This is a genomic window from Robertkochia solimangrovi (genome assembly GCF_007279655.1).
Taxonomy (GTDB): Bacteria; Bacteroidota; Bacteroidia; order Flavobacteriales; family Flavobacteriaceae; genus Robertkochia; species Robertkochia solimangrovi.
On the sequence record NZ_QKWN01000008.1, the window covers coordinates 175,751 to 191,313 of the forward strand.

The window sequence follows — 15,563 nt, forward strand, 5'->3', positions numbered from 1 at the left end:
AAAAACCGACGTTATTTTGCAGAAATAATTATATTGTCTCCGAATAATCAACATAGATATATGCAAGATAAGATCAAATATGAGATGGAGTTTCCCATCCACTCATCACCCCAGCTATTATACCAGTATATTTCAACTCCTTCAGGGTTGTCTGAATGGTTTGCGGATAATGTGAATTCAAGAGGAGAACTCTTTACTTTTATCTGGGATGGGTCGGAAGAACGCGCAAAGGTTGTCCGCAAAAAAAGCGGTGAATTGATCAAATTCCGATGGGAAGAAGGACAGGATGATACCTTCTTTGAAATGAAAATTGTGGTGGATGAGATCACCAAGGATGTCTCGCTTTTAGTTACCGATTTCACCGAAGAGGATGAAATGGATGAAGCTAAAATGTTATGGGAAAATCAGGTGGCTGATCTCAAACAAGTTTTAGGATCCGCTTAGGGAATCTGAATCAAACCCAGTATATTTGTGCCTTGAATTTTCAAGGCTTTTTTTATGGTTAATTTTGACGGTGAGTTATACAGTGATGAGGTAGTACTATTCGATGGAAATAACAGGGCATTTCGCTACGGAGACGCCTTATTTGAGACCATACGGGTTGTGAATTCAAAGATATTCTTCTGGGAGCCGCATTACCTGAGACTTATGGCTTCTATGCGTATTCTTCGCATGGAGATCCCGATGACCTTTACCATGGAATACCTGAAAGAGGAAATCGAACGAACCCTAAATGCCAACGATCTCGATCAGACTGCGGCCAGAGTACGTATTACTGTCTTTCGCAATGGTAACGGACTCTACACCCCGGATTCGAACGAAGTGAGCTGGTTGATCGATTGTAAGGCTCTGGATTCAGGTTTCTATCAGATCGCTGAGAAGGATCATGAAGTAGAGCTGTTTAAAGATCATTATCTCGTGGCTGGCCTGTTGGGCACTGTTAAGTCTACCAACCGTATCATCAATACGCTGGCTGGGGTATTTGCCCAGGAAAACGGATACCAGAACTGTCTGCTGCTCAATCATGACAAACAGGTGACCGAGGCCATTAACGGAAATCTTTTCGTCGTTAAGGGAAATACCATCAAGACTCCACCGTTGACCGATGGATGCATCAATGGGATCATGCGTAAACAATTGATAGACATCATAGGTAAGACCGATGAATTCGAATTATCCGAATCTTCCGTATCGCCTTTTGAGTTGCAAAAGGCAGATGAGTTGTTCATCACTAATGTTATTAGCGGAATAACTCCGGTTACCCGTTATCGTAAAAAACAATACGGAAATTCGGTTGCTTCAAAATTGTTGGGCAGATTGAACGCTGTAGTGCGTCTTACCTGATCTAATTAATTGAGTCCGGGGTTCTCCGGTGCATTCGACCAGATCACATAATCCCCTCCGAGCTCCAGCATTTTTTCCTTCCAGAAATGAAGGGTGGATTTTCGGATGATGTTACTCTTGTACTTGTTTTCGGAAACTACCCAGGCATTACTGTCTAATTCCTTTTCCAGTTGCAGGGTTTCCCATCCTGAATACCCCAAAAAGAAACGAATATCGTTCTCCTTGATGTCTCCCTGATTGATTAGGTCGATGATCTTTTCAAAATCTCCCCCCCAGTAAATACCATTCGATATTTCTATACTGTTTTGTACAAGTTCCGGAACTTTGTGAATAAAGTAAAGGTTGTCCTGCTCAACCGGACCACCGTTATATACTTTAAATGATTTTTTAATATCTGGGACTAATTCGTTGAGTCGGAATTCGAGGGGTTTGTTTAAAATGAATCCAATCGACCCTTCTGTATTGTGTTCTGCGAGCAATACTACTGACCTGTTAAACGCTACATCGCCAATTATAGAAGGTTCGGCAATTAGCAAATGGCCTTTTTTTGGAGTTAAAGCAACCATAAGCTATGATTTTTTTTGATTATTCATTTATAAATATAACAACTTTAGTTTTAATATTTTAATCGAATTCCTGAATAATCTCAAAAAAATGACCGATATGTACAAAAAAAGACGCCTGATGAGGCGTCTTTATGAATAGAATGGTATTATTTTAGATTAATTCACAGCGTCAGATAATTCTGCTCCGGCTTTGAACTTCACAACATTCTTTGCCGCGATTTGGATGGTCTTACCTGTTTGAGGGTTTCTACCTTCTCTTGCTGATCTTTTAGAAACTGACCATGAACCAAACCCAACCAAAGAAACACGGTTTCCTTTCTTAAGAGTACCTTCTACATTCCCTAAAAAAGACTCCAATGCTTTTTTTGCCGCTGCCTTAGTAATACCGGCATCAGCTGCCATTGCATCAATTAATTCTGTTTTGTTCATAATTTAAAGATTTTAACTAATAATAGTTTGGTTAAACATTTTTTTATATCGTCACACAAATTTATACGGATTTCCCAGCCATGCAAGTAATAGTGAGGGAAATAGCGGTTTTTGTTGATAACTTCAGAGCATTGTTAATAACGTATGCTTGTTTTTTCAAAAATTCCCGTATTGTAGTGTTTATAAGGGTTTAGCGCATTTCTGCATCGGCTGATGGCTGAAATCCGTTCAAAATATCCTTTACCGACATTTTTCGTTTTCCCGGAAGTTGCATTTCAAGAATGTTTAACGTTCCGTCACCCGTAACCACCTTTATAGCGTCTCTGGACGTGATCACGGTTCCCGGTTTCTGATCGATCGCCACTTTTTCGGGAGTCGTTTTAAAGATCTTGATATCAAGACTTTCACTACCGGATATGAGAGTGGTCCATGCTGCCGGGTACGGACTTAATCCTCTTACTTTATTATAGATTTCCTGTGTAGGTAAATTCCAGTCTATTTTGCACGTATCACGATGTATCTTATGTGCGGTCTTCAGGGTGTCGCTTTCCGGCTGTTTTTGTGTGGTAATCGTTCCCGTTTCGATCTTATCCAGGGTCTCCACTACCAGATCGGCTCCGATCTCCATCAGTCGGTCATGCAACTCTCCGGCAGATTCTGATGCACCGATTGGAGTTTCCGCATTCATGATGATCGCGCCGGTGTCGATCTTCTCGTCGATAAAGAAGGTGGTGACTCCGGTGGTTGCTTCTCCATTCATCACCGCCCAATTGATCGGTGCTGCTCCCCGGTAGTCCGGCAGGAGGGAAGCATGAAGATTGAAGGTGCCTAGTTTGGGCATTTTCCAAACGGCTTCCGGCAACATGCGAAAAGCTACCACCACCTGAACATCGGCCTTTAAAGACCGTAATGATTCCAGAAAATCAGGATCTTTTAGGTTGGTAGGTTGCAGAACGGTCAGACCTTTCTCCGTTGCATATTTCTTTACGGCCGATTCATTGAGTTTTCGTCCTCTTCCCGCCGGCCGGTCCGGTGCCGTGATCACTCCCACCACTTCATATCCTGAAGTGATGATCCTGTCCAGTGTGGCAACCGCAAAATCCGGGGTTCCCATAAATACTATTCGCAACGTATGTTCCATGATCTTCTTTACTTTTAATTCTTCCTGTTTATCAGGTAATATTCATTTTTAATGTTGATGCCAATGATCTCTTCCGTCATCAGCTCTTCGACAGCCTCCAGCAATAAGGGCAGGTCAAAGGGAAGTATGTCATGAAGTTCCCTGGAAGTGACTTCCTGGCTGCCAAGGATCTTTATGATCGCACGCTGGATCTCTCCCGGTTCAAATTTCGGAACCTCCTTCCGCTTTTCAAAGCAGACCGAACAGATACCGCAGGGGTTGGCGTCCTTTTCTCCAAAATAGGAAGACAATTGAGCCGATCTGCAGACTTTGTCATTGCGGGTGTACTTTATTACGCTTTCGATCTTGTCACGAACCACTTGCTGTTGTGCTTTCACATCCCGGGCAATCACATTGATCGTCCGGTCATCTTCTCTGGGGACCAGAAAGGCGATCCTCGTATCGTGTTCCTGTATATATAATTCGATGAGTCCGTCTTTTTCCAGTTGCTTCAGCATTGCGATCACCTTTGCTTCTGAAGTTCCTGCTTTATCTGCCACCAGTTTGGTATTCACCGTCGTTCGCATATCAAAAAGCCCCCCGTAACTCCGTAAAAGTACCTGACAGATATGTTCGATCCCCGAATTCTTTTCCAGATAATAGAACAACTGATGGTTGCTGCAAATGAACATGAGCTCCGTCTTGAGGTTGAAATTCTCATTCAAAGCGATGACAGAATTTCGGTCCAGTACCTTCAGTGCATTGTATGCCTGACCGGAAGGAAATTCATAGCGGTGACAGAAATCATTGAAGTTAAAATCAAATAGTTCCTGAGTGCCTTCGCCATAAGAGATCTGAAAATAGTTACAGAGTTTCCGATAGAGTTGTCTGATGAAATCGGTATCGGGTAATGCGTTTATAAATTGTTGCTGTAATAATTCTTCATCCCCCGGAGCCTTTAACAGAATGGCCCAGGCACGTTCACCATTTCGTCCTGCACGCCCGGCTTCCTGGTAATAACTTTCAAGACTTTCCGGATAGTTCAAATGAATTACGGTTTCCACATCGGGCTTATCGATCCCCATACCGAAAGCTGTCGTGGCGACCATGACCTGGATCTTGTTGGAAAGCCATGCTTCGAGTCGGTCCTGCTTTTCTCCCGCGAGCAATCCGCCGTGAAAGAATCCTGCGGTGATTCCATTATTACGGAGGTAATTACTGCAATCGATCGTGGCTTTGCGACTTCTCGCATACACGATGGAAGGTCCTTTTCTCCGCTTTAAGATCCGGTTGATCTCATGATACCGGTCTTCGGTTTCACGAATCCAATAGGCCAGGTTCGGGCGTTGAAAACTACCTTTGATCAGGTCGCTGTCTTCGATGCCGAGGTTCTTTCGGATATCTGTGGCGACTTCGGGAGTCGCTGTTGCCGTCAGTGCCATGACCGGTACTCCGGGCTGTAATTCTTTTAACCGATGACATTCCCGGTAGGCGGGTCTGAAATCATGACCCCATTGCGATATACAATGTGCCTCATCGATCGCGATCAGATTTACCTCCATATTTCGGATTCGCTCGGTTACGATATCCTGATTCAGCCTTTCAGGGGAGAGGTAGAGGAACTTGTAATTCCCATAGATACAATTATCGAGTGCGGCACTCACATCTTCAAAAGACATTCCGCCGGTGAGTCCGATAGCCTTGATCCCCTTTTTCTTCAGGCTGTTCACCTGATCCGAAATAAGGGCTACCAATGGGGAGATCACAATGCAAATACCGTTTTGACATAGGGAAGGGATCTGATAACAGATCGACTTGCCTCCGCCGGTAGGTAATACTACCAGGGTATCCCTGCCATTCAAAGCGGCATCGATCGCCTTTTTCTGAAGTGGGCGAAAGTTTGGAAAACCCCAGTGTTTCAGTAAAAGTGACTCCGGCGATTGTGCGGAATTCATAATTTCAGATGATTTAATATAAAGTCGGCTCTGGTTTCAATAGTTCCAACCGGTACTTCCAGCAGGTTATAGCCGAAATCTTCATAAGTGCTTACCAAATGTTCATGAATGCTGTTTGCCTGATCGAAATTTTCATAACGTACGGAATCCGATATATAGATAGCCTCCCAGGGAGGTAGGATAAAGACCTTGTCATATCGATACAGGCGTGAATGTTCGTCGTAGGAAGGCGGATACGGATCCCCTTTATAGTTCATATAAGCCAGTACATCCGGAATGCCACGATCGAAGAAGACGTGTGAATCCTTCATTTTGTCGGCATCCAGGAACTGTCCGATACGTCCTTCCAGCAATTTATTGCTGAACTGTAAAGGGTCTTTTAAGAACAGTTGTCCGATTCCCTGCGCCTGGGCTTCGATGGTTACCTGTCGGGAGATCTCTTCCATACAGGTATAGCCTTTATCGGTAAGGTGATTGACAAGGGTTGATTTTCCGGTTCCGGGGCCTCCCGTAATGATTATTTTCTTAACAACATCTTTCATAACATCAAAACCACAAAATAACTAAATGATCCTTTAATATAAAATACAATTCTATATCCTATCTTTGTAAAAAATCCGGAAATTAGCATATGAAAGATAAAAAAGAGGTTGAAGAATTCTATGACAGACTGAAAAACGAGCTTGATGAAAGTACTTCATGGCCGTCGATGTATCTCTATAAATTCATCGTTCCAACCGATGAATCAAAGATCGGACAGATCGAATCGGCTTTCGATAATTCAGGAGCTGTTATCAATAAAAAGACTTCATCCAACGGTAAATACACCAGCTTGTCTATCGAGATCATGATGGATAGCGCTGATGCCGTTATCGAAAAATACAAGGAGGTTGGAAAGGTTGAGGGTGTAATTTCACTCTAAATACCATATTCGAACTTATTTTTAGTATATTTCGCAAATCATTAGATGCTGCATGACAGCATGACTACATTATAATATCATTTTATTTTGATCGATAATTTAGAATACAACAGTGAGCGCCCGCGACTGATCATTCCTGAATATGGACGTCATATTCAGAAAATGGTCGATTTCGCCGTAGCGATCGAAGACCGCGAAGAACGCAATAAAGTTGCCAATGCAATCATCGGGGTAATGGGGAATCTGAACCCGCATTTAAGAGATGTTCCTGATTTTCAGCATAAGCTCTGGGATCAGTTGTTCATCATCGCAGATTTCAATCTGGATGTGGATTCACCGTATCCCAAACCTACCCGGGAGATGCTGGAAGAGCGCCCGCAAAAACTCGACTACCCTCAGAATCATCCGAAGTATCGCTTTTATGGAAATAACATAAAACGCATGATCGATGTGTGTGTGAGTTGGGAAGACGGAGATCTTAAAGATGCCCTGAAGTTTACCATTGCCAATCACATGAAGAAGAGTTATCTCAACTGGAATAAAGATACAGTAGAAGATGAAGCGATCTTTGAACATCTCTATGAGTTGAGTAACGGAAAGATCAATCTTGCCAAATGGGATGAGGATCTGGCTGAAAGCAAGAACCTGGTTCGAAACAGACCTGCGAAGCCTAGAAATACCGGGAACCCACGTAAGCATCATAACAAAGGACGAGGTAAAAAACGTTATTAACCGCATTCCACTTTTGATATGGGAACATTTAAAATTGAAGGCGGACATCGCCTGAAAGGCGAAATTACACCCCAGGGAGCCAAAAATGAAGCACTACAGATACTCTGTGCTGTTTTACTGACCGATGAAAAGGTAACTATTCATAATATTCCTGACATCGTTGATGTCAATAAACTGATCGACCTGTTGGAAAATCTGGGGGTTACCATTCAGAAGATCGGTGTTTCATCCTATACTTTCCAGGCAAATGACCTGCATCTGGAATACCTGCAGTCAGATCAATTCAAAACCGACGGCCGAGGCCTTCGCGGTTCGATCATGATGGTAGGGCCGTTACTCGCCAGATTCGGGAAGGGATATATTCCTAAACCGGGAGGTGATAAGATCGGAAGAAGAAGACTGGATACGCATTTCGAAGGATTTATAAAACTTGGGGCTAAATTCCGCTATAACCGTGAAGAATATTTCTACGGTGTGGAAGCAGACAGCCTGGAAGGAACGTATATGCTGCTCGACGAGGCATCCGTAACCGGAACCGCCAACATCGTGATGGCTGCCGTACTGGCAAAAGGTACAACAACTATTTATAATGCGGCCTGTGAGCCTTACCTGCAGCAGTTGTGTAAGATGCTAAACAGAATGGGCGCTAAGATCAATGGTATCGGATCCAACCTTCTTATTATCGAAGGGGTGAAGAAATTGAAAGGAACCGAACATACCATGCTTCCGGATATGATCGAAATCGGTAGCTGGATCGGCCTTGCGGCAATGACCCGTAGCGAGCTCACCATTAAAAATGTAAGCTGGGATAATCTCGGACTGATTCCTTCAGTGTTTGGAAAACTCGGAATATCCCTGAGACAAGAGGGGGATGATATCGTGATTCCGGAACATGCCGACGGATACGAGATCCAAAATTTCATAGATGGGTCGGTACTGACCATCTCTGATGCACCATGGCCAGGGTTTACACCTGACTTGCTGAGTATCGTACTCACCGTTGCCACTCAGGCAAGAGGAAGTGTTCTGATCCATCAGAAGATGTTCGAAAGCCGGTTGTTCTTCGTCGATAAGCTGATTGATATGGGGGCTAAGATCATTCTATGTGATCCGCATCGTGCAACCGTGATCGGGCATGATTTTAAATCGACTCTGAAGGCGACAACGATGACATCGCCGGATATACGTGCCGGAGTTTCCCTGCTCATCGCAGCACTTTCTGCCAAAGGAACCTCAACGATCCATAACATTGAACAGATAGACCGCGGTTATCAGAATATCGACGGACGTCTGAAAGCGATAGGTGCCCACATCGTTCGCGTGGATTAATTTTAGAAATATAAACGATTAAGGGGTTGGCGGTTATCTGTGTTCAGGTAACCGCCAACCCCTTTTCGTATGATTTCTTCTTTTATTCTCCTTAAAAATATGTACATTTACAACGCATATACTTTCGCCATTAAATATGAGTCAAAAAGTCCTGCTTTCGGCCAAAGAAATAAACATCATCTTACATCGATTGGCGTGTCAACTCATTGAAAATCATCTTGATTTTAAAGATACCGTATTGATCGGGATCCAACCGAGAGGTACGTTCGTTGCCGAGCGCCTCAAAAAGATCCTTGTCGAGGAATATAATATCTCAGAAGTAAAACTGGGATATCTTGATATTACCTTTTACCGGGATGATTTCAGACGAGGAAGCAAACCACTGGAAGCGAATAAGACCAAGATCGATTTCGTTGTGGAAGATAAAAAAGTAGTGTTCGTGGATGATGTGTTATACACAGGAAGAAGCATTCGTGCCGCACTGACTGCTATCCAGAGTTTCGGACGGCCCAGTGAGATCGAACTGCTGACCCTGATCGACAGACGATTCAGCAGACATTTACCGATTCAACCCGATTATCGCGGCCGCCAGGTTGATGCCATCAATCAGGAAAAGGTCCGGGTGATGTGGGAAGAACAGGAAGGCGAAGACAAGGTTTATCTCGTAATAAAATAGTATTTAAAGAATGAGTGAATTAAGTGTAGATCACTTACTGGGGATCAAATATCTGAAAAGAGAGGATATTGAACTGATATTTGAAACCGCCGACCATTTTAAAGAGGTTATCAATCGTCCGATCAAGAAAGTACCTTCTTTAAGAGATATTACCATTGCCAATTTATTTTTTGAGAACAGTACCCGAACCCGATTATCATTCGAACTTGCCGAAAAGAGATTATCAGCCGATGTTATCAATTTTTCGGCTGCACAGTCATCTGTGAAAAAAGGGGAAACCCTTATCGATACGGTAAATAATATCCTGTCCATGAAAGTGGATATGGTGGTGATGCGACACCCGAATCCGGGTGCCGGGGTATTTCTTTCCAAAAATGTGAAAGCCAGTATCATCAATGCCGGTGACGGAGCTCATGAGCATCCTACCCAGGCGCTACTGGATTCTTACTCCATCAGAGAAAGACTTGGAGATGTGGAAGGAAAGAATGTTGTGATCGTTGGAGATATTCTTCACTCGAGAGTCGCATTGTCTAATATATTCGCCCTGCAATTACAGGGTGCCAATGTTAAGGTATGCGGCCCGAAAACACTGATTCCGAAATATATAGGGAATCTGGGTGTTGGAGTGGAAACCGATCTGAGGAAAGCACTGGAATGGTGTGATGTGGCTAACATGCTGCGGGTTCAGAACGAAAGAATGGATATCAGTTATTTTCCCTCCACAAGGGAATATACCCAGCAATACGGGGTAAGTAAAGCTCTGCTCGATTCGCTGGACAAAGAGATCGTTATCATGCACCCCGGACCTATCAACAGAGGTGTCGAGATCACCAGTGATGTTGCCGATTCAAAGCAGGCGATTATTCTAAATCAGGTAGAGAACGGTGTCGCCGTCAGAATGGCTGTAGTTTATTTATTAGCATCTAAAATTAAACAATAGGATTATGATAGTTGACAGGCAGGAAAACACCACGTTGATCACACAGGAATGTGTTGAGTTCAATAAATTTGTGAATCGATTCAGTGAGGCTTACAGTAAATATAAGAAGGATAATATCATTCTTAATCTGATGGCACTGACCGATCTTAAGGCTAATGACCTTATGGAATTTCACGAAATAGTTGTCGAACACCTCGGTAATTCTAAATCCTTTGTTATCGTCACCGATTCTGTGAATTACAACGATGTGAATGGCGATCTGGTTGTAGTGCCTACCCTCAAAGAGGCTTATGACCTGATAGAAATGGAAGAAATTGAACGGGATCTTGATGCCTGACGATTTTATACAGGAATCACCGGCCGGGAGATCCGAATATCTTTTTAAATGAAATTAACGATTCTGGGATGTTATAGTGCTACTCCGCGCACGCTTACCAATCCCACTGCTCAGATATTGGAAATCAGAAATCATCTGTTTCTAATCGATTGCGGTGAGGGTACTCAAGTGCAACTCAGAAAACAGAAGATCAAATTTTCGAGAATCCGTCATGTGTTCATCTCCCATCTTCATGGAGATCATTTTTTCGGATTACCCGGATTGGTATCAACCTTTCGATTGTTGGGAAGGGAAGCCCCACTACATATCTATGGTCCCAAAGGTATTAAGGAGGCACTGACCATCATGCTCAAGGTTGGGAAATCTTGGACAAACTTTCCGCTGGTCTTTCATGAACTGACATCCACAGAACCCGAGCTCATCTTTGAGGATGAAAAGATCGCTGTCACTACCATCCCGCTGGCTCACAGGATCTATACCAATGGCTTTCTCTTTAAGGAAAAGCCCGGTGAACGAAGACTTAATGTGGAGGCAGTCACCCGGTTGAATGTCGATAAATGTTATTTCAGAAACATCAAACTCGGAAAGGACGTGGTTATGGATGATGGCTATGTGATTCCTAATGCAGACGTTTCTTTTGATGCTAAACCGGTACGATCCTATGCCTTTTGCAGTGATACGGCTTTTAGCGAAGCGATAATTCCGCTTATCAGCGGCGTTGACCTGTTGTATCACGAATCTACTTTTTTGGAGCAGCACAGTGACCTTGCTGGAGTTACCGGACATTCAACGGCACGACAAGCGGCTCAGATTGCTTCTCGGGCGGGCGTTAAAAAATTGGTGCTCGGACATTATTCAACTCGATATGACAATCTGAATGCTTTCAGGGATGAAGCTGAAACTGAATTTTCGGACGTGATCCTTGCCGATGACGGTGTGGAGATCACTTTGGAACCTTAAATCATAATACGATGAACGAAGAACAGGACCTTGGTAATTACAGAAAAACTTACGAGAAGAGTGCGCTTACGGAAAATACCATTTCCGATAATCCGATGCAGTTGTTCCGTACCTGGTTCTGCGAAGCAGAAGCTGAAGATGGTGTGGATGAAGCAAATGCCATGACAGTCTCTACGATAGGTGCAGATGGATTTCCGAAAAGCAGGGTGGTATTGCTAAAGCGCTACAATGAAGAAGGGTTTATCTTCTATTCGAATTATAACAGTGAAAAAGGAAAGGCGATCGCTGCGAATAATCACGTTTGTCTCTCATTTTTCTGGCCTGTGCTGGAACGACAAATCATCATTAAAGGAGAGGCGGAAAAGGTGGCTCCTAATCTTTCTGATGGCTATTTTGAATCGCGCCCACGGGGAAGTCAGCTCGGCGCTCATGCTTCGGAACAGAGTAGTGTCATTCCGTCTCGGGAGTTTCTGGAATCTGAACTTCAAAAACTCGAAGATGCCTACGAAGGGAAGCCTATCGATCGTCCGGAGCATTGGGGCGGTTATCTCATAAGACCCATATCTATAGAATTCTGGCAGGGGAGACCGAATCGTCTGCATGACAGAATAAGGTTTACACTGGATGCTGAATGGAATTGGATCATGGAACGACTTGCTCCCTAACAGGTTAGAAGTTGCATTTCATCTATTTTAACATTTCTTTAACATATTAGGTAAGAATTGCCTTCTATTTTAGTAGTCCCTAATTCTTATACCTAACTTATGAAAACTTTTGCTATAAAGGACAGAAGCCTCATCTGTATCCTTTTCCTGAGCATACTCACGCTCATTTCCTGTACAACGGAAGATATTTCCGAAAACATGCCCACTAAAGATTCTGATGGAGATGTCGTAGCATCATTGCAGAGCGATATTGTTTCCCTTTTAAATGCACACCGCGAAGAGGTCGGTCTGGAGCCTTTAAAGGTTTTGGATGTTGCTTATTTAAAGGCGGAAGAGCATACGAACTACATGATCAGTGTCGGGAAAGTGAACCATGATTTTTTCTTTCAGCGGGAAGCTTATCTCGTTGATAATGCGGGAGCGGCTGAAGTTGCCGAGAACGTGGCCTATGCCTACAGTACTGCCGAAGGTGTGGTAAATGCCTGGCTTAAAAGCGAGAGTCACCGTATCAATATCGAGGGTGACTATACACATATGACGGTTTGCGCGATGAAGAATAAAGATGGTAAGGTCTATTACACGAATATTTTCGTGAAGATCTGATCATCTGTATCCATAAAATCAAAAAGGAGTGATGCACGGAATTAGTTCCTGATCACTCCTTTTCTGATTTAGCGAACATGTTATTATCAGCTGTATAAAGGCAGGTTTGTTTATTTGTTTGTGGCGCTGATCTCTTGTCCGTCCATACTCACGATTATGAATTCAGTACGCCTGTTTTTCTGATGTTGAGGTTCCTCACAATGAACACCATCCACACATCCATTGGTGAGTCTGGTCTCTCCGTACCCCTTGTGCGCGATCACTCTGTCCCTGCTAAGTCCGTGAGAGACCAGATAGTCATAGGTTGAATTTGCACGGTCGATGGAAAGTTTGTCATTATAGCTTGCAGAACCTCTGGAATCAGTATGTGCTTCAAGACGCATAACCATATTAGGATAGGTGTCGTTCATAAGGCGAATGACCTTGTCCAATTCTTTAGCAGCATCCTCACGGATATTGTAACGATCGAAATCAAAATAGATCGTGTTCAGGTCTGCCAGTAAATGCAGATCCAATACCGGTGATAACAATACATCAACCACGATTTCAGTAGTTCTTTTTGAGATTCCCTTGGAAGTAAACACTTTGTGATTACTGTTGTATTTCGGATGGGTGACCGCAAGACTGTAATCGGAATCACGATCGATATTGATCTCGTAATAGCCGTTCTCGTCAGTCTCCAGATAAGCGATCTCCTGGTCTTCCTTAAGTAAGGCTACCCGTGCATTCGCGATCGGTTGAGAATTTACCGAATCACGTACGTGCCCTCTTAACATCAGCGGAAGAATCTTTTCGAAGGTGTAGATATCATCATTCTGGGGTTCCTCGTTACGGTTGGAAGAGAAGTATCCGGAATAACCGTCATCAGCCATAAAAAAGGAGATCTCATCCTTGATGCTATTAATCGGTTTTCCAAGATTTAGTACTTCCGTGTAGCCACCATCATTATCTGATAGCGCTACAAATATGTCGAGCAAACCATATCCGGGATGCCCGTCGGATGAAAAGAATAGTTTATGTTCTTTGTTAACAAAAGGAAATACCTCATTGCCTTCGGTATTCACGGTTTCTCCCAGATTGATGAGTTCGCCAAAACTACCATCGGAATGTACCGCCACCTTATACAGATCCGCCTTCCCGTATCCACCTGGCATATCGGAAGAAAAGAACAATGTTTTTCCATCCGGACTTAACGAAGGATGGGATACCGAATAATCATCACTGTTGAAAGGCAGATCAGTGATCTGCTGCCACATTCCGTCGATCAGTTTTGCCTGGTATATTTTCAGGTTGCTGACCCCATCGTCATCCTTTCCGGTCTTTTTGTTCAGATAATTGTTTCGCGAAAAGTACATGGTCTTTCCGTCAGGACTGATACTCAACGGACCTTCATGATATTTGCTATTGATATCTCCCTGCACCGGACTGATGGTACCGTCGGCATCTTTGGTAAACATTTCCAGGAATGGTTGCTGATTCCAGCTATAGATCTTTTTGGAATTTTCCGCTGTTGGCCGGGCTGAAACAAAATAAACTTGTCCACCGTGCACATAGGCTCCAAAGTCACTGTATTTGGTATTGAAAGGAGCCTCTTCGATCTCATACTGTGTCGATGATTCCATAAGGTTGGTTTGCTGGATTCCGTCTTTTAATTCACGTACCAGTTTACCGTCTCCTCCGGCTTTTCTGTATTTTTTTGCCCATTCTTCAGAGGCTTCATATTTTCCCATGCCCCGAAGTACTACCGCGTAATTGTAGTAGTACTCGATCGGAATGTTTTCCTGTTGAACGACCTTTGCATAGTATTTTTCTGCATTGGCAGCATCACGCATCATAAAATAACAATCGGCAAGCTTTCTATAGGCGTAATCCGTATTATAATCATTTGCGATCAGTTCTTTATACGTGTCGGCAGCTTCGATAAACGAGAACTTATTGAAAAGGGCATCAGCCTTTTTTTGTCGCCCGTACTGAGCCTGTGCATACCCTTGAAAAAGCAATGCACCTATGAGTAGTACTATTAGTTTTGTTTTCATGGTCACTGGATTTAAAAGTATCTCGGTGATTTAAATTTCGAATTGTTCAGATTGAGATCGAACAATAGAAAGAATTCGTGGGTACCTTTGTTATAGGTGCGGATCTCCGAGGTGGCAAAATCATATGCATATCCAATACGCAATGAAGGTGTTACCTGAAAATCGGCGATCGCAGCCATGGCATCATCCCAACGATAGGATGCACCCAGCCAGAATTTTTCATAGAACAGGAAATTAGCTGTCAGATCCAGTGAAGGGGGAGCTCCATTGGTCATTTTTAAAAGGGTGGCTGGTTTGAATTTCACCGCATCGCTTAATTCGAAAACGTAACCTCCGGTAAGGTAATAACTGGAGCGTTCTGATTGTACAAAATCGGATCCGGACCCATCATTATAATCGCTGTTCAGAATTCTTGGAGAGGATAATCCAACATACCATTTATAGGTATGCCAGTAAATTCCGGCTCCGAAATTCGGATTGATGCGATTGGAATTCTGATTGAAATACGGATCATCGATGATCGATGGGTCATTCAAAAATTCCTGATCCAGGGTGTATTGGGTGAATCCACCTTTCAACCCGAAAGATAATTTACTGTCAACGCCAGTGTTGATGGTATAGGAGAAATCTCCATATACATACGAGAAATTCTCGTACCCGAGTTTATCGTTGATAAAGGAAAGTCCTAGTCCTACCTTATCATTTCGCATAGGTGAATGAATGGACGCTGTCAGGGTTCGTGGACTCCCTTCAAAGCCGGTCCATTGACTTCTGTATAAAGCGACTACGCTTAAGGTCTCTCTTGATCCTGCATAGGCTGGATTTATAGAGATGGTATTGTACATATACTGAGTGAACTGCGGTAATTGCTGCGCTCCCGCATAGGAAGACAATAAGAGCAGTCCTGTAATCAAAATACGATTCATTGCTTTCATAACATCACAGGTTT

The 15,563-nt window shown here is 43.3% G+C and carries 18 protein-coding genes; 11 read left to right on the forward strand and 7 right to left on the reverse strand.

Annotated elements, in window-relative coordinates:
- Positions 1 to 60: 60 nt before the first annotated feature.
- Together DMZ48_RS12355 and DMZ48_RS12360 are read left to right on the forward strand one after the other, a co-directional pair.
- Entirely contained in the window at positions 61 to 444 is a 384-nt protein-coding gene (locus DMZ48_RS12355) for an START-like domain-containing protein (RefSeq protein ID WP_143955561.1), read from the forward strand.
- Between the two features lie 54 nt (positions 445 to 498).
- A complete protein-coding gene (locus DMZ48_RS12360) occupies positions 499 to 1,344 on the forward strand; it encodes an aminotransferase class IV (protein WP_143955463.1) in 846 nt (281 codons plus the stop codon).
- 5 nt (positions 1,345 to 1,349) lie between these two features.
- On the opposite strand, the gene DMZ48_RS12365 is transcribed toward DMZ48_RS12360, so the two are convergent.
- The 5 genes from DMZ48_RS12365 to DMZ48_RS12385 form a co-directional block, all read right to left on the reverse strand.
- Complete coding sequence (locus tag DMZ48_RS12365; protein WP_143955464.1) at positions 1,350 to 1,910, reverse strand: YqgE/AlgH family protein; 561 nt, start codon at positions 1,908 to 1,910, stop codon at positions 1,350 to 1,352.
- Positions 1,911 to 2,066: 156 nt separating this feature from the next.
- Positions 2,067 to 2,339, reverse strand: coding sequence for an HU family DNA-binding protein (locus DMZ48_RS12370; RefSeq protein WP_143955465.1), 273 nt, complete (start codon positions 2,337 to 2,339; stop codon positions 2,067 to 2,069).
- Between the two features lie 190 nt (positions 2,340 to 2,529).
- Positions 2,530 to 3,480 (reverse strand): methionyl-tRNA formyltransferase, encoded by a 951-nt coding sequence (gene fmt, locus DMZ48_RS12375; protein WP_143955466.1) that lies wholly within the window; start codon positions 3,478 to 3,480, stop codon positions 2,530 to 2,532.
- 14 nt (positions 3,481 to 3,494) lie between these two features.
- Entirely contained in the window at positions 3,495 to 5,414 is a 1,920-nt protein-coding gene (locus DMZ48_RS12380; RefSeq protein ID WP_143955467.1) for a RecQ family ATP-dependent DNA helicase, read from the reverse strand.
- Positions 5,411 to 5,956, reverse strand: coding sequence for an AAA family ATPase (locus tag DMZ48_RS12385; protein ID WP_143955468.1), 546 nt, complete (start codon positions 5,954 to 5,956; stop codon positions 5,411 to 5,413). The genes DMZ48_RS12380 and DMZ48_RS12385 overlap by 4 nt, the downstream gene beginning before the upstream one ends.
- 89 nt (positions 5,957 to 6,045) lie before the next feature.
- Here DMZ48_RS12385 and DMZ48_RS12390 point away from each other — a divergent pair, with 89 nt between their 5' ends.
- The 9 genes from DMZ48_RS12390 to DMZ48_RS12430 all read left to right on the forward strand — a co-directional run bounded on the left by DMZ48_RS12390 (position 6,046) and on the right by DMZ48_RS12430 (position 12,578).
- Positions 6,046 to 6,336, forward strand: coding sequence for a DUF493 family protein (locus DMZ48_RS12390; protein WP_143955469.1), 291 nt, complete (start codon positions 6,046 to 6,048; stop codon positions 6,334 to 6,336).
- Between the two features lie 87 nt (positions 6,337 to 6,423).
- Entirely contained in the window at positions 6,424 to 7,068 is a 645-nt protein-coding gene (locus DMZ48_RS12395) for a DUF4290 domain-containing protein (RefSeq protein WP_143955470.1), read from the forward strand.
- Between the two features lie 18 nt (positions 7,069 to 7,086).
- The gene (gene murA, locus DMZ48_RS12400) at positions 7,087 to 8,397 is read left to right on the forward strand and encodes a UDP-N-acetylglucosamine 1-carboxyvinyltransferase (protein ID WP_143955471.1); all 1,311 of its coding nucleotides are present in this window, start codon (positions 7,087 to 7,089) and stop codon (positions 8,395 to 8,397) included.
- Between the two features lie 136 nt (positions 8,398 to 8,533).
- Positions 8,534 to 9,073 carry a bifunctional pyr operon transcriptional regulator/uracil phosphoribosyltransferase PyrR gene (gene pyrR, locus DMZ48_RS12405; protein WP_143955472.1) on the forward strand — a complete coding sequence of 180 codons (540 nt, stop codon included), beginning with the start codon at positions 8,534 to 8,536 and terminating at the stop codon, positions 9,071 to 9,073.
- A gap of 10 nt (positions 9,074 to 9,083) precedes the next feature.
- On the forward strand, positions 9,084 to 10,013 hold the full coding sequence (locus tag DMZ48_RS12410; protein ID WP_143955473.1) for an aspartate carbamoyltransferase catalytic subunit: 930 nt from the start codon (positions 9,084 to 9,086) through the stop codon (positions 10,011 to 10,013).
- A gap of 4 nt (positions 10,014 to 10,017) precedes the next feature.
- The gene (locus DMZ48_RS12415; protein WP_143955474.1) at positions 10,018 to 10,350 is read left to right on the forward strand and encodes a ribonuclease Z; all 333 of its coding nucleotides are present in this window, start codon (positions 10,018 to 10,020) and stop codon (positions 10,348 to 10,350) included.
- 48 nt (positions 10,351 to 10,398) lie between these two features.
- Positions 10,399 to 11,310: a ribonuclease Z gene (locus tag DMZ48_RS12420; protein WP_143955475.1), complete on the forward strand. Its 912-nt coding sequence runs from the start codon at positions 10,399 to 10,401 to the stop codon at positions 11,308 to 11,310.
- An 11-nt stretch (positions 11,311 to 11,321) separates the two neighbouring features.
- Positions 11,322 to 11,975, forward strand: a complete 654-nt coding sequence (gene pdxH, locus DMZ48_RS12425; RefSeq protein WP_143955476.1) for a pyridoxamine 5'-phosphate oxidase — start codon at positions 11,322 to 11,324, stop codon at positions 11,973 to 11,975.
- A gap of 99 nt (positions 11,976 to 12,074) precedes the next feature.
- Positions 12,075 to 12,578, forward strand: a complete 504-nt coding sequence (locus DMZ48_RS12430) for a CAP domain-containing protein (protein WP_143955477.1) — start codon at positions 12,075 to 12,077, stop codon at positions 12,576 to 12,578.
- A 110-nt stretch (positions 12,579 to 12,688) separates the two neighbouring features.
- Here the strand turns inward: DMZ48_RS12430 and DMZ48_RS12435 are convergent, their stop codons facing one another.
- Together DMZ48_RS12435 and DMZ48_RS12440 are read right to left on the reverse strand one after the other, a co-directional pair.
- Positions 12,689 to 14,614 (reverse strand): OmpA family protein, encoded by a 1,926-nt coding sequence (locus DMZ48_RS12435; protein ID WP_143955478.1) that lies wholly within the window; start codon positions 14,612 to 14,614, stop codon positions 12,689 to 12,691.
- A gap of 11 nt (positions 14,615 to 14,625) precedes the next feature.
- Positions 14,626 to 15,549, reverse strand: a complete 924-nt coding sequence (locus tag DMZ48_RS12440; RefSeq protein ID WP_143955479.1) for a PorP/SprF family type IX secretion system membrane protein — start codon at positions 15,547 to 15,549, stop codon at positions 14,626 to 14,628.
- Positions 15,550 to 15,563 lie beyond the last annotated feature (14 nt).

Excerpts from the sequence above, each read along its gene's own strand:
- DMZ48_RS12355 (WP_143955561.1), top strand. The coding sequence starts at position 61 with ATGCAAGATAAGATCAAATATGAGATGGAGTTTCCCATCCACTCATCA.
- DMZ48_RS12360 (WP_143955463.1), top strand. The coding sequence starts at position 499 with ATGGTTAATTTTGACGGTGAGTTATACAGTGATGAGGTAGTACTATTC.
- DMZ48_RS12365 (WP_143955464.1), bottom strand. The coding sequence starts at position 1,910 with ATGGTTGCTTTAACTCCAAAAAAAGGCCATTTGCTAATTGCCGAACCT.
- DMZ48_RS12370 (WP_143955465.1), bottom strand. The coding sequence starts at position 2,339 with ATGAACAAAACAGAATTAATTGATGCAATGGCAGCTGATGCCGGTATT.
- fmt (WP_143955466.1), bottom strand. The coding sequence starts at position 3,480 with ATGGAACATACGTTGCGAATAGTATTTATGGGAACCCCGGATTTTGCG.
- DMZ48_RS12380 (WP_143955467.1), bottom strand. The coding sequence starts at position 5,414 with ATGAATTCCGCACAATCGCCGGAGTCACTTTTACTGAAACACTGGGGT.
- DMZ48_RS12385 (WP_143955468.1), bottom strand. The coding sequence starts at position 5,956 with ATGAAAGATGTTGTTAAGAAAATAATCATTACGGGAGGCCCCGGAACC.
- DMZ48_RS12390 (WP_143955469.1), top strand. The coding sequence starts at position 6,046 with ATGAAAGATAAAAAAGAGGTTGAAGAATTCTATGACAGACTGAAAAAC.
- murA (WP_143955471.1), top strand. The coding sequence starts at position 7,087 with ATGGGAACATTTAAAATTGAAGGCGGACATCGCCTGAAAGGCGAAATT.
- pyrR (WP_143955472.1), top strand. The coding sequence starts at position 8,534 with ATGAGTCAAAAAGTCCTGCTTTCGGCCAAAGAAATAAACATCATCTTA.
- DMZ48_RS12410 (WP_143955473.1), top strand. The coding sequence starts at position 9,084 with ATGAGTGAATTAAGTGTAGATCACTTACTGGGGATCAAATATCTGAAA.
- DMZ48_RS12415 (WP_143955474.1), top strand. The coding sequence starts at position 10,018 with ATGATAGTTGACAGGCAGGAAAACACCACGTTGATCACACAGGAATGT.
- DMZ48_RS12420 (WP_143955475.1), top strand. The coding sequence starts at position 10,399 with ATGAAATTAACGATTCTGGGATGTTATAGTGCTACTCCGCGCACGCTT.
- pdxH (WP_143955476.1), top strand. The coding sequence starts at position 11,322 with ATGAACGAAGAACAGGACCTTGGTAATTACAGAAAAACTTACGAGAAG.
- DMZ48_RS12430 (WP_143955477.1), top strand. The coding sequence starts at position 12,075 with ATGAAAACTTTTGCTATAAAGGACAGAAGCCTCATCTGTATCCTTTTC.
- DMZ48_RS12435 (WP_143955478.1), bottom strand. The coding sequence starts at position 14,614 with ATGAAAACAAAACTAATAGTACTACTCATAGGTGCATTGCTTTTTCAA.
- DMZ48_RS12440 (WP_143955479.1), bottom strand. The coding sequence starts at position 15,549 with ATGAAAGCAATGAATCGTATTTTGATTACAGGACTGCTCTTATTGTCT.